Origin of the sequence: Acidovorax sp. (assembly GCF_016783915.1) — a bacterium.
In the GTDB taxonomy this organism is placed as follows: Bacteria; Pseudomonadota; Gammaproteobacteria; order Burkholderiales; family Burkholderiaceae_C; genus Acidovorax.
Genome location: NZ_JADHVT010000003.1, coordinates 13,852 through 27,447, shown reverse-complemented (window position 1 = coordinate 27,447; position 13,596 = coordinate 13,852). Strand labels below are relative to the sequence as shown.

Genomic DNA, 13,596 nt, shown 5'->3' with positions numbered 1-13,596 from the left:
GAGCCCGAAGCGTTGCTGGCAAAGTTCTTACTGGCAGGCCTCGCAGCCAGGATCGTCGATGGCGCAGAACTTGACGTCCGTGGCCGGTACGGCTGCGGCCTGCTGAGAGGCTGCTGCGGCAGCGGCCTCCAGCGGGCTTTGCTTGACGTGTGCCGTTGCTGAAGCAGCCGATGCGCCGCTGTCATTGCCCGACGAAACCGCGTTGAGCTGGCGTGTGTTCACGGTACTCATTTCGACGTGCGTAGCGCTTTGGGTGCGCAGGTAGTACGTGGTCTTGAGGCCGCGCACCCATGCCAGCTTGTAGGTGTCATCGAGCTTCTTGCCCGATGCGCCGGCCATGTAGATGTTCAGGCTCTGTGCCTGGTCGATCCACTTCTGGCGGCGTGATGCGGCCTCCACCAGCCACTGGGGTTCGACTTCGAAGGCTGTGGAGTACAGCGCCTTGATGTCCTGTGGCACGCGGTCGATGGGGTGCAGCGAACCCTTGAAGTGCTTGAGGTCCATGATCATCACGTCATCCCACAGGCCCAGGCGCTTGAGGTCACGCACCAGGCCGCCGTTGATGACCGTGAACTCGCCCGACAGGTTGGACTTGACCGACAGGTTGCCGAATGAAGGCTCGATCGAGGCATCGACGCCAATGATGTTGGAAATGGTGGCCGTGGGGGCAATAGCGACGCAGTTGGAGTTGCGCATGCCGTCCCTTGCAATCTTGTTGCGCAGGGCGTCCCAGTCCAGCGTGGACGAGCGGTCCACTTCCACATAGCCGCCACGGGCTTGCGAGAGCATGTCCAGCGTGTCAAAGGGCAGGATGCCGCGATCCCACAGCGAGCCCTTGTAGCTGGAGTACTTGCCGCGCTCCTTGGCCAGCTCGGTGGACGCCCAGTAGGCGTAGTAGCAGATGGCTTCCATCGACTTGTCGGCGAATTCCACCGCCTCTTGCGAAGCGTAGGGGATGCGCAGTTCATACAGGCTGTCCTGGAAGGCCATCACGCCCAGGCCGACCGGACGGTGACGCAGGTTGGAGTCGCGTGCCTTCTTGACTGCGTAGTAGTTGATGTCGATCACGTTGTCGAGCATGCGCATGGCGACCGTGATGGTCCTCTTGAGCTTGTCGTGGTCGATCTGGCCGTCCTTGATGTGCTGCAGCAGGTTGACTGAGCCGAGGTTGCAAACGGCGGTTTCGGTGTCGCTGGTGTTGAGCGTGATCTCGGTGCACAGATTGGACGAATGCACCACACCGGCGTGCTGCTGGGGCGAGCGCACGTTGCAGGCATCCTTGAACGTGATCCAGGGATGGCCGGTCTCGAACAGCATGGTCAGCATCTTGCGCCAGAGATCCGTGGCCTGAATGGTCTTGGCGGGCTTGATCTCGCCGCGCGCAGCCTTTTCTTCGTAGGCCACGTAGGCCTTTTCAAAGTCGGCGCCAAACAGGTCGTGCAGGTCGGGCACGTTGGAGGGCGAGAACAGGGTCCAGGTGCCCTTTTCCATCACGCGGCGCATGAACAGGTCGGGGATCCAGTTGGCCGTGTTCATGTCGTGCGTGCGGCGGCGGTCATCGCCGGTGTTCTTGCGCAGCTCCAGGAACTCTTCAATGTCCAGGTGCCAGGTTTCCAGGTAGGTGCAGACGGCGCCCTTGCGTTTGCCGCCCTGGTTCACGGCCACGGCTGTGTCGTTGACCACCTTGAGGAAGGGAACCACGCCTTGCGATTCGCCATTGGTGCCCTTGATGTGCGAGCCCAGTGCGCGCACGCGGGTCCAGTCGTTGCCCAGGCCACCGGCAAACTTGGACAGCAAGGCGTTTTCCTTGATGGACTCGTAGATGCCATCGAGGTCGTCAGGCACCGTGGTCAGGTAGCAGCTTGACAGTTGGGAGCGCAGCGTACCGCTGTTGAACAGCGTGGGGGTGGACGACATGAAGTCGAACGACGAGAGCACTTCATAGAACTCGATGGCGCGGGCTTCGCGGTCGGTTTCATTGAGCGCCAGGCCCATGGCCACACGCATGAAGAATGCTTGCGGCAGCTCGATGCGGGTTTTCTTGACGTGCAGAAAGTAGCGGTCGTACAGGGTCTGCAGGCCGAGGTAGTCAAATTTCAGGTCGCGGTCTGCCTTGAGCGCGGCGCCCAGACGTTGCAGGTCGTACTGCATCAGGCGCTCATCCAGCAGGTCGTTGTCCACGCCCTTCTTGATGAATTGTGGGAAGTACTCGATGTACGCCTGGCCCATCGCATCCTGCGTCACCTCGCGGCCCAGCACCTCGCGCACGATGGTGTGCAGCAACAGGCGGGCGGTGGCGTAGGTGTAGTCGGGATCCTTCTCGATGAGAGTACGGGCTGCCAGGATGGAGGCCTTGTAAACCTCATCCATGGGCACGCCGTCGTACAGGTTGCGCATGGTCTCGGCCACGATGGGGTCGGCCTTCACGTCGGCGCCTAGGTTCACGCACGCCGACTCGATCAGGGCCTGCAGGCGCTTCGGGTCCAGCGCAACACGCTCGCCCCCATCGATCACCTGCAGCAGCGGGATGGACACAGCGGGGGTTTGCTGTTCGGCTTGGCGGGCACGTTCTTGCGTGCGGCGCTCGCGGTACAGGACGTAGGCGCGGGCAATTTCGTGGTGACCGCCACGCATCAGGCCGAGCTCCACCTGGTCTTGCACGTCTTCAATGTGGAAGGTGCCTCCGCCAGGGCGCGAGCGCATCAGGGCGCGCGTGACGTTATGAGTCAGCGTGTCCACCACCTCGCGCACGCTGGCCGATGCCGCGCCTTGCGTACCGTGGACTGCCAGGAAGGCCTTCATCATGGCCACCGCGATCTTTTGCGGTTCGAAAGGCACTACGGCTCCGTTGCGGCGAATGATCTGGTAGTGCGCAAACGTGTTGGAGGCCGTGGCCGCAGGCGCTGCCTGGGATGCGGGGGCATCGGTAGTAACGGCATGGGCAGTGGAAGGCGTGTTCAAAGCAGCTTGCATGGGGTCCTCTTCTGTGGGCTGTCTGGGGTGGGCGTACGGCCTGGTGTGCCGCCGCAGCGTGTGTGTGATGCGCCGGACTTTAGTCTGGCGCACACTATATATGGTGTGTCGAGGCGGTTCAAGACACTACCGGTAGTGTACCGCCGGAATGAGCCCCCAAAACGGAAACAGTATGTTCCCAGCCCCGGTACGCCAGCTATCGGTGTCTGCGGCCAGCCCTTGTGGATGCGACGCATGGGATGCCAAACCGCGCAGCGGCGGACCTTGGCGGCGGATTTCCTGCGCCAGACCGCGCGGCACTTGCTTGGGTAAACATGTGCAAACGCACAAAGAAAAATTTGTATTGATGCGCCCGTGCGACAGTGAAGGCGCCGCGTCAGCTGGGCTGCGACGGTCCCGTTTGTGTGCTCTGCGGGAGTCGCTGCGCAGGCCAGTCCAATGCCCTTTGCAGCCGTGGCCAGTCAAAGCCCGGGCCCGGGTCCAGTTTGCGCCCTGGGGCAATGTGTTCATGCCCCGCGATGTGCTTAATGGGGTAGCGAAGCGCAATGTCCTGGCAGACTCTGGCCAGGGCTTCGTACTGTGCGGGCTCGAAGTGCAGGCCCTCCAGTCCTTCCAGTTCAATGCCGATGGAATCGTCGTTGCACTGGCTCCTCCCACGGTAGAACGATTGCCCGGCATGCCAGGCGCGCAGGTCACAATCCACAAACTGCCACAGCACCCCGGTGCGCTCGATGAAAAAATGCGCGGACACCTGCAATCCGCGGATGCCCTGGTAGTAGGGGTGCGCATCCCAGTCCAGGGTGTTGGTGAACAACTGTTGCACGGCACCGCCACCGTATTCGCCCGGTGGCAGGCTGATGGAATGCACCACGATCAGATCGACCTGCGAGGCATGCACCGGGCGCTGCCCGTGATTCGGAGATGCCAGCCGCTGGGCCGCCCGGTGCCAGCCGCCCCCCCAGGGCGTCGGGTTTTCTGCTGGTGCGCTGTCAGCCCAGGTCGTCATGCGGGTCTTGGTCATTGGGCACGGCGATGTTCAGACGGGCGATGCGGTAGCGAATCTGGCGCAGGCTGATGCCGAGGCGTGCAGCGGTAGCCGTGCGGTTGAACCCGGATTCTTTCAGCGCGCGGATCAGTATCTCCCGCTCCTGCTGGTCCAGCCAGGCCTGCAGGTCGCTGGGCACTGGCACCGTGCATCCGTTGGCCAGGGGCTGAGGGCCCTGGCTATCGGCGGAGGTCGAAGCATGGGGTCCGGCAGAGAAGGGGGCGGATACCGCCGATCCCTCTGGCGCAAGCGCAAACGCAGGCGCGGGCGACGCTGGGCGTGCCATCTGTGCATCTACTGCTCCGCTTGGTGTGTCCACCTGCAGCTCGTCCCCATCGCTCAATGCCACTGCGCGGTGCAGCAGGTTTTCCAGCTCGCGGACGTTGCCGGTCAGTGGGTGGGCGGCGATGGCGTTCAGGGCCCGGTCGGTGAGTTGGGGCACTGGCATGCCCGACTCGTTGGCAATGCGGGTGAGCAGCGCAGCGCACAGTGCTGGCAGGTCCTCGCGGCGCTCGCGCAGCGGCGGGATGACGATCTCGATCACATTGAGCCGGTAGTACAGGTCCTGGCGGAACCGGCCTGCCTGCACGTCGGCCGCCAGGTCACGGTGGGTGGCACTCACGATGCGCACGTCCACGGTCTCTTCCTGGGTGGAGCCCAGCGGCCGCACGCTGCGCTCCTGGATGGCGCGCAGCAACTTCGATTGCATGGCCAGCGGCAGGTCGCCGATTTCGTCAAGGAACAGCGTGCCTCCGCGTGCGGCCTGGAAGTAGCCGTCACGGTCTTGCGATGCGCCGGTGTAGGAGCCCTTGCGGGCACCAAAAAATTCGGCTTCCAGCAAGTTCTCGGGGATGGCCCCACAGTTCACCGCGACCAGGGGGCCGTCTGCACGCTGGCTGCTGGCGTGCAGGGCTTGGGCCACCAGTTCCTTGCCGGTGCCCGACTCACCATGAATCAGCACCGGCGCCATGCCGCGGGACACCTTGGCCACGCGCTGCTTGACGTTGCGGATGGCGTCAGACTCGCCCACCAGGCGATCCATGGCGGAGTTGGCGCCACCGAATTCGGTACCTGCCGTCGCATTGGCCGAGCGGCTCGACCCGCTGCTGCGCGCTGCGCGGGGAGGCGGAACACCGCCAGTACCCTGGATGGCCGAGGCCACGACCGAGCGGAACTGCTTGAGGTCCACGGGTTTGGTGAGGTAGTCGAAGGCCCCCGCGCGCAGTGCCTCGACCGCGTTTTCTGCCGAGCCGTAGGCGGTCATGACCACGCAGCGTTCGCGCCGCTGCTGGTCGCGCAGGTCCTGCAGCAATTCCATGCCAAACCCGTCGGGCAGCCGCATGTCGGTGATCACTGCGTCAAAGCGGTGGGCCTTGAGCTGCTCGCGCGCCTCCTGTACGCTTGAAGCGGTCTCGACCCGGTACCCCTCGCGCAACAGGGTGAGCTCGTACAGGGTGCGCAGATCGGGTTCGTCGTCAACGACGAGGATGGAGGCGGCAGGGGCGTTCATGGAGGTGGCAGTCAGACCACGATGGTGTCAAACAAGGTGGCAGTATCGGCGGGGCGGGTCGTGCGGCGGAAGCCCACGGTGAAGGCGTTGCCTCCGATGTCTCCGCGTGCGGTGGGGCGGTTCAAGCGCTGGTAGCTGATGGAGGCGCCATGGCGCTGGCACAGCTCCCGGCAAATATAGAGGCCCAGACCGCTGGAACGGCTCTCCGAGGAGAAGAACGGCTCGAACAAATGCCGCTCCACGGATTTGTCCATCGGGGCACCGTCGCTCCACACCTGTAGGCTGACCTGGCCAGACGGCGTGTTGCGCGTGGTTACTGACAACGAGTCGGGCTCCGGGCCCATGTAGCGCAGGGCGTTGTCCAGCAGGTTGACCAGTACGCGACGCAGGTGCTCGGCGTCAAACTCCACCTGGGTGGTGTCTGTATCAAGTGACACCACGGCGCGCCGCCGGGCGGGGTCCTGGGCCTGCCAGTCGTTCCAGATCTGGGCGACGGTCTCGTCCAGCGCCACGGTTGAGGCAGGTGCATGGCTGATCTGATGCTGCACGCGGGCAATGTCCAGCACCTCTTCGGCGATGCGGGCCAGGCGGTCGGCGTTCTGTTGCACCATGTGTGCCAGGCGTTTTTGTGCCGGGTCGTGCAAGTCTTCTTCTAGCAGGGCATTGGCCTGCACGATGGCCGCCAGCGGGTTGCGGATCTCGTGGGCCACAGCGGCGGACATGCGGCCCATGGCCGCGAGCTTTTCGGTGCGCAGCCGCGCTTCCATCTCCCGCAGGTCGTGCAGAAACATCACGCACAGCCGCTCGGAGCGCGTTTGCAAGGCCGCATTGCGGGTGGACGTGAGCCAGGTGCGCACATGCAGGCCGGTAGGGCTCTGGCCTTCATGCAGCAGATCGACGTCGGCCGTCTGGGATTGTTCGTGCCGGAAGGTGCGTCGTGCCAGTACGACCAGGGGGTGCCATGGCGCGGTGGATGTCAGTGCAAAAGGTAACTCGGTCAGCGCCATGCCGCCCAGCAGCTGTAGACCTGCCGGGTTGGCAATGCGCACCACATCGCTCTCGTCCACCACCAGCACACCATCGGATAGGTTCTGGATGACCAGTGCACTGACCTGGGTCTGTACGCGCGCCGCCACCTGGCTTTGTTGCGCCACTTCTTGTTCGCGCGCCAGGCGGGTCGCGAGCTGGTGCACCAGGTAGCTCACGATGAAGTAGCCCGTGCCGGTCAGTGCGCTTTGCAGGTAGCGCTGCCCTTCGTCTCCCGTGCTGTACTGGCCCACCCACCAGGCCCAGCCCAGCAGCAGCAGGGTGACCGCGGCGGTGGTGCCCAGGGCCAGCGTCAGCGTGCCCATGACCGCTGCGATCAGGATGGGCAGGCCGAACAGCGGTGTGTAATTCATGGTGCCCGCATGCAGCAACTGCAGCGCGGTGATCGCGGCCAGGTCCACTCCGATGGAGGGCAGCCACTGGGGCCCGGCGCCGGGCGAGGGTGGCCCTCTGCGCGAGAGCACCCGCAGTACCACGGTGGCCGCGAGGTAGGCCGCACAAACCGCCAGTACGGTGGCGCCCACCGCCTGGTTGATGAGCTGCCCGGCGCCTTGCAACACCAGCAGTGCCAGGGCCACCATGACGCGGCCGGTGAGGAAACCCAGCCACAGCCGTGCAAAGGGTGCATCCGCCGAAGGCGGCAGGGAACCTGCGGGCACAGCTTGCATGGTCAAAACGGGCACAGCGCCGTTCAGGCCGGGCCCAGGCGCCGGTGTTCGGCACTGCAATAGGCCTGGCTGCCCAGCATCAAAGCCTCGGCCTGGGGGATGTGAACACCGCAATGCGCGCAGGCCAGCATGTCCTGCGGCAGGGTCGGTGGAGTGGCGGGCGCCTTGGGCGCAGCAGCATCAGGAGCGCGGCGACTGCGCCAGATACCCACCGCCACCGCGATGACGACCAACAAGACCAGGTATTTCATGTGCTGCGGCCCAGAACAACTTCCAATACAAAACGCGAGCCCACATAGGCCAGCAGCAGCAGGGCAGAGCCCGCATACAACACGCGCACCGCGTTGCGGCCCCGCCAGCCAAACCGCGCGCGGCCCAGCAGCAGGGTGGCAAACGTCAGCCACGAGAGCATCGAGAACACGGCCTTGTGGTCCCACCGCCAGGCCCGGCCATACAGCGTCTCGCCGAACAGCCACCCCGCGAGCAGTGTGGCGGTGAGCAGCACAAACCCCGCCGTCACGAACCGGAAGGTCAGTCGCTCCAGCGTGAGCAGCGGTATGCCGCTGTGCGGGTCTTCAGCCTGCCGGATATGGCGCTCGGCGCGTGTCATGAGCCAGGCGTGCACCACGGCGGCTGCAAACAGGCCATAACAAGCAATCCCCAGCGCCAAGTGCAGCGGCAGCCAGGCCGAAGCGGTCACATGCAGGGGCTGACCCGGGAACAGCATGGCCAGCACAATGGCTGCGGCGCCCAGGCCTGCCAGCACCCAGCGCGACTGCATTTGCGGAAACAACTGCCGCTCCACGGCATACACCGTGAGCACCAGCCATGCAGTCATCGACAGCGCGGGCGCAAAACCGAACCGGGGCGCTTCGCCCCATAGGCCCCACACCAGCACGGCCCCATGCAGCAACCACGCCACCAGCAGTGCATTGCGCGCCGCTGCCGCCCCCAGGCGGGAGGCTGCGGCGGCAGGCACAGCATAAGCCACGGCAGCGGCCAGGGCCAGCAGCCAACTGACCGGAGAGCTACTCGTTAAAATCATGGGCACAGTTTAGCCTTTCGCCCACCGCCAGCGCCCTGGCGGGGCCGCGCGCACAACGCCCTTGTTGACGGCGCGCAGCCAATACCGGAAACACCCCTATGGCCTCCGCCCTTACCGACAAACTCACGCGCCTCGTCAAGGAGATGCGTGGCCAGGCCCGCATCACCGAATCCAACGTGCAGGACATGCTGCGCGAAGTGCGCATGGCGCTGCTCGAAGCCGACGTGGCCCTGCCCGTGGTGCGCGACTTCATCGCCCGCGTCAAGGAAAAAGCCCTGGGCCAGGAGGTGCTGGGTTCCCTCAAGCCCGGGCAGACGCTGGTCAGCATCGTCAACCGCGAACTCGCCGCTACCATGGGCGAGGGCGTGGCCGACATCAACCTGGCCGCCCAGCCGCCTGCCGTGATCCTGATGGCCGGGCTGCAAGGTGCGGGCAAGACCACCACCACGGCCAAACTGGCCAAGCACCTGATTGAAAAGCGCAAGAAAAAGGTGCTGACCGTGTCCGGCGACGTGTACCGCCCGGCCGCCATCGAGCAGCTCAAGACCGTGACCAAGCAGGCCGGTGCCGAGTGGTTCCCGAGCACGCCCGACCAGAAGCCGCTCGACATCGCCCACGCCGCGCTGGACTACGCCAAGAAGCACTACTTTGACGTACTGCTGGTGGACACGGCCGGCCGCCTGGCCATCGACGAAGCCTTGATGAAGGAAATCAAGGACCTGCACTCCGCCCTGAACCCGGTCGAAACGTTGTTCGTGGTGGATGCCATGCAGGGCCAGGATGCCATCAACACTGCCAAGGCCTTCAAGGAGGCGCTGCCGCTCACCGGTATCGTGCTCACCAAGCTGGACGGCGACTCGCGCGGCGGTGCCGCGCTGTCCGTGCGCCAGATCACAGGGGCTCCGATCAAGTTTGCCGGTGTCTCGGAGAAGATCGACGGCCTGGAAGTGTTCGACGCAGAGCGCCATGCGGGCCGCATCCTGGGCATGGGCGACATCGTGGCGCTGGTGGAGCAGGTGACGGCCGGGGTGGACATGGAGGCCGCCCAAAAGCTGGCGGCCAAGGTCAAGAGCGGTGACGGGTTCGACCTGAACGACTTTCTCTCGCAGATCCAGCAGATGAAGCAGATGGGCGGGCTGTCGAGCCTGATGGACAAGCTGCCCTCCCAGCTGACCGCCAAGGCGGGTTCGCTGGATATGGACAAGGCCGAAAAAGACATCAAGCGCAAGGAAGGCATCATCCAGAGCATGACGCCCCTGGAGCGCCGCAAGCCCGAACTCATCAAGGCCACGCGCAAGAAGCGCATCGCCAACGGGGCGGGTGTGCATGTGCAGGAAGTCAACCGCCTGCTCAAGGAGTTTGAGCAGATGCAGGGCATGATGAAAAAGATGAAGGGCGGCGGCCTGATGAAGATGATGAAGAAGATGGGCGGCATGAAGGGCATGGGCGGCGGAGGCATGCCCAAGATGCCTTTCTGAAGGGTTTTCAAGCCTTTTTGGCACCAGGTGCTACAACCATATGCCTGGAGTGCTATGAAAATATGAGTGAATAAAAAAGCCGACATGCGTCGGCTTTTTTTGTGGGTCGGTGGATGGTGGCTCTGCGCGGTGCCTCAGGCTGCTTGCAACGCCACGGGCCGTTCCAGCCGGCTGGCGTGCAACCAGGCACGGCGCAGTACTGGAGGGGACCACGACTCCTCGGGAATCAGCAGCAGTCGCTGTGCACGCAGCGCCCGGCCCAGTGCGATCTGGCTTGTCCATACCGCCAGCGGAATCGCCAGCGCCAGCGGCAGGCCCACGGGCATCAGCCACAACAGCGCGCTGCTGTCGATCAGCGCCACGCCCGCAGCCAGCAGGGCGATCACCGCGCTCATGGGAGCGAGCTGGCGCACGGCGTGGCGCCAGGGCACGGCATGGGCTTCGCGCGGGGGCGACTTCCACTCCAGCTTCAGACCGGTCAACGCGATCAGCACAAACAGCGAATGCGCCAGCATGCGCACCGGCGCCTGCAGGATGGCCATCACGCTCTCCAGCACGGCGCTCTTGAGCAGGCTGAAAGCGCCGCCGTACTGCTTTTGCTCGCGGCGCATGAACACCGCGGCCACGCCCAGGATGCGCGGCAAGAACAGCAGGCACAAGGTCCAGACCCACAGGGCGAGCAGCTCGGCGGGCAGGATGTGCCAGTCCGCTACCAGCTTGGCGCCCGACAGCCACAGCGCCGTGCCGAGAGTCATGAAGGCCAGCCACAGCGGTGCCGACAGATAGGCCATGGCACCGGTGACGAACATGGACCGGTGCACCGCGTGGATGCCGGGCTCGGCCATCAGGCGCGCGTTTTGCAGGTTGCCCTGGCACCAGCGGCGGTCGCGCTGCAGCTCGGCCAGCAGGTCAGGCGGCTGTTGCTCATAGCTACCGATCAGGTCGCCCACCAGCCACACGTGGTAGCCCGCGCGGCGCATGAGGGCGGCTTCCACAAAGTCGTGCGACATGATGCCGCCAGCCAGGCCCCCCTTGCCGGGGATGGGCGCTAGCGCGCAGTGCTGCATGAACGGTGCCACGCGGATGATGGCGTTGTGGCCCCAGTAGTGCGATTCGCCCAGCTGCCAGTACTGCATGCCCAAAGTGAACAGACGACCCGTGACGCGCGAGGCAAACTGCTGCGCGCGGGCGTGCAGCGTTACATGGCCGATGGCCTGCGTAGCGGTCTGGATGATGCCGGCCGTGGGGTTGGCTTCCATCAGCTTGGCCATGGAGACGATGCAGTCGCCGCTCATCACGCTGTCGGCGTCCAGCACCACCATGTAGCGGTAGTCCTTGCCCCAGCGGCGGCAGAAGTCGGCCACGTTGCCTGCCTTGCGGTGGGTGCGGCGTGTGCGCAGGCGGTAGTACACCTGCACCTGGGGTTGCTGGCTGTGCTGCGCCAGGGCGCTGCGCAGCTCTTCCCAGGCGGCGCGCTCGGCGCTGGCAATGGCGGGGTCGTTGCTGTCGGAGAGCACAAACACATCGAACGTGGTGCCGTGGCCGGTGGCAGCCACCGACTCGCAGGTGGCGCGCAGCCCGGCAAACACGGTGGCCACGTCTTCGTTGCAGATCGGCATGATGATGGCAGTGCGGGCGTCGGAAGCCATCGCGTGATCTGCCACGCTGTGTGCCGACAACGCATGCCGGTCGCCGCGCAACATCACCCAAAAGCCCATCAGCCCGGTCAAAAAGCCGGTCACCACCCAAGCGGACAGCAGCGCAAACAACGCAATCTGGCCGTAGCCCAGCCACGCGTTTTCATAGTCGGGTTGCACGCTGGCAAACAGGGTGCTGGCCAGGGCGGTGGCCAGCACGGTGAGCAGCGCAAACGTCCAGCGGCGGCGCTGGGCTGCGCCTTGCCAGGTGGCGGTGGGTTCGGTGGGGGCTTGTGCAGCCAGGGTCGAGGCAGGCTGCGAAGACGTGCGGCCCGTGAGGCGCAGCAGCATGGCAGTGCCCAGGCTGTTCCAGAACCCGCGCCAGGGCAGGGGCACCATGGAACCCCGGTGCACGAGCGGTGCCGTCACCGCGTTGGGGTGGCGCTCTTCGCGCAACGTGCTGCGTCGGCTGGGGGCCGACCGGTGGCAGGCCGCGCCGCGCCGCGTCACCACGGCAGGGCCTGTGGGTGCGTGGGTGCCGTGGGGGTCATGAGGGCTTACTCGGGAAGACTGATGTGCGTCCATGTTTCACTCACAGCGTGGTTGTCGTGTTGGAGAAAGGCGCGCAGCTCGACGGGCTTGTCGGCCTGCAGGCGCTGGATGCGAACGGTCATGCGCCACCCGCCGGTGGCGGGGTTGCGGTAGGCGATGTTTTCCAGCACCTTGCCGTTGGCGTCGCTGGTCACTACCGCCTTCACGGTGGCGTCTGCGGGCAGGGCCTTCAGAGCCGGGCCCTCGAAATCGACCACGTATTGCGCCTGCTGGCGCAGCGCCTCGGTGGACAGCTTGGTGTAGCCCATGCCCCGGCGCGACTGGGTAGCCCACGCGCTGGGTGGGCGCTGTTGCTCCTCGCCCTGCCAGCTCAGCTCGTACGCAAATTCGAGGGGTTGGCCCGGCGCGGGCATATGGGCGGGTACCCAGTACGCCACGATGTTGTCGTGGGTCTCGTCCGGGGTGTTCAGCTGCACCAGCTCCACGCGGCCGGCGCCCCAGTCATGCAGCGGGCGCACCCAGGCGCTCGGGCGGCGTTCGTAGCGGGCTTCCACGTCCTCGTAGCTGGCCCACTGGCGGTCGCGTTGCATCAGGCCGAACCCCTTGGGGTTCTTGGTGGCGAATGAAGTGACCAGCGTCTGCCGCGGGTTCTGCAGCGGGCGCCACAGCCATTCGCCCTCGCCCGTGGCGATCATCAGACCGTCGGAGTCATGCACTTCGGGGCGGAAGTCCTCCTTGCGCGGCTGGTTCTCGCCGAAGAAGAACATGCTGGTCAGCGGCGCAACGCCCAGTGTGGCGATGGGCGGTTTGCCGGAGGCGGCACGCACAAAAATGCGGCTGCGCACCGTGGTGGTGGTCTGCGGGCCCGGTTGGATGTCAAAGCGGTAGGCGCCCGTGGCGCGCGGCGAGTCGAGCAGCGCGTACACCGTGACCTGCGTAGCATTGGTGTCGGGCTTGACCAGCCAGAACTCGGTGAAGCGGGGGAACTCCTCGCCCCGACCGCCTACGGTGTCGATGGCCAGCCCACGTGCCGACAGGCCGTACTGCTGGCCTTTACCCAGCGCGCGAAAGTAGCTGGCACCCTGGAAGACCACCAGCTCATCCTTGTAGGCGCTGGAGTTGAGGTGGTTGTGCAGCCGAAAGCCTGCAAAGCCGAGGTCGCCCCAGGCATCAGGCCGCACCTGGTTTTTGCCGTAGTCGAAGTCCGCGCGGCTGTAGCGGATGTGGCGCACGCCCTGGGACGTCACTTCGTTGATCAGCACCGGCTCTTTCTGGTACAGCCCCAAATGGAAGAACATGGCCTCGAAGGGCAGCTTGTCGGCCCGCCACAGGGCGCGATCGGGGCGCCAGCGGATGTCGCGCACTTGGTCGTAGTTGAGCTGGCCGAGTTCGGCTGGGAGCTTGTCGCTCACCGGCCGGTAGGGTTGGCTGGCGCGGTCGCGGGCGAGGCGGGTCACGCTCTCGAAGTCAAAGCCCTGTGCGTGCGCGCCCCCGGCCAGCAGGGCGGTGGCCAGGGCTATTGCGGGCCCTGCGCGCCTGCCGATCTGGCGAAAAAAGGAGGGAAAAACTGCGTGCATGCCAGGCATAGGGCAAACCCTGTGCCAGCTGTAAAAAATGCTTTGAAATCAACGGGTTGGAGTG

At 65.2% G+C, this 13,596-nt stretch carries 9 protein-coding genes; 1 reads left to right on the top strand and 8 read right to left on the bottom strand.

Annotation, left to right across the window (positions count from 1 at the left end; all coding sequences use genetic code 11):
* Positions 1–27: 27 nt before the first annotated feature.
* From ISS20_RS01305 to ccsA, 6 genes are all read right to left on the bottom strand, one after another.
* Positions 28–2,973, bottom strand: a complete 2,946-nt coding sequence (locus ISS20_RS01305) for a ribonucleoside-diphosphate reductase subunit alpha (protein ID WP_291432967.1) — start codon at positions 2,971–2,973, stop codon at positions 28–30.
* A 376-nt stretch (positions 2,974–3,349) separates the two neighbouring features.
* Positions 3,350–3,979: a 1,6-anhydro-N-acetylmuramyl-L-alanine amidase AmpD gene (gene ampD / locus ISS20_RS01300; RefSeq protein WP_291433081.1), complete on the bottom strand. Its 630-nt coding sequence runs from the start codon at positions 3,977–3,979 to the stop codon at positions 3,350–3,352.
* The gene (locus ISS20_RS01295; RefSeq protein ID WP_291432965.1) at positions 3,963–5,528 is read right to left on the bottom strand and encodes a sigma-54 dependent transcriptional regulator; all 1,566 of its coding nucleotides are present in this window, start codon (positions 5,526–5,528) and stop codon (positions 3,963–3,965) included. Before ISS20_RS01295 ends, ampD begins: the two co-directional genes overlap by 17 nt.
* Positions 5,529–5,539: 11 nt before the next feature.
* On the bottom strand, positions 5,540–7,243 hold the full coding sequence (locus ISS20_RS01290) for a HAMP domain-containing sensor histidine kinase (protein WP_291432963.1): 1,704 nt from the start codon (positions 7,241–7,243) through the stop codon (positions 5,540–5,542).
* A 23-nt stretch (positions 7,244–7,266) separates the two neighbouring features.
* Entirely contained in the window at positions 7,267–7,494 is a 228-nt protein-coding gene (locus ISS20_RS01285; protein ID WP_291432961.1) for a PP0621 family protein, read from the bottom strand.
* On the bottom strand, positions 7,491–8,288 hold the full coding sequence (ccsA, locus tag ISS20_RS01280; RefSeq protein WP_291432959.1) for a cytochrome c biogenesis protein CcsA: 798 nt from the start codon (positions 8,286–8,288) through the stop codon (positions 7,491–7,493). Before ccsA ends, ISS20_RS01285 begins: the two co-directional genes overlap by 4 nt.
* Positions 8,289–8,386: 98 nt before the next feature.
* Between ccsA and ffh the strand changes: the two genes are divergently transcribed.
* Positions 8,387–9,766, top strand: coding sequence for a signal recognition particle protein (gene ffh, locus ISS20_RS01275; RefSeq protein ID WP_291432957.1), 1,380 nt, complete (start codon positions 8,387–8,389; stop codon positions 9,764–9,766).
* Between the two features lie 134 nt (positions 9,767–9,900).
* Here ffh and mdoH read toward each other — a convergent pair whose 3' ends face one another.
* Together mdoH and ISS20_RS01265 are read right to left on the bottom strand one after the other, a co-directional pair.
* The gene (mdoH, locus tag ISS20_RS01270) at positions 9,901–11,988 is read right to left on the bottom strand and encodes a glucans biosynthesis glucosyltransferase MdoH (protein WP_291432955.1); all 2,088 of its coding nucleotides are present in this window, start codon (positions 11,986–11,988) and stop codon (positions 9,901–9,903) included.
* Entirely contained in the window at positions 11,961–13,532 is a 1,572-nt protein-coding gene (locus ISS20_RS01265; RefSeq protein ID WP_291432954.1) for a glucan biosynthesis protein G, read from the bottom strand. Before ISS20_RS01265 ends, mdoH begins: the two co-directional genes overlap by 28 nt.
* Positions 13,533–13,596: the final 64 nt, after the last annotated feature.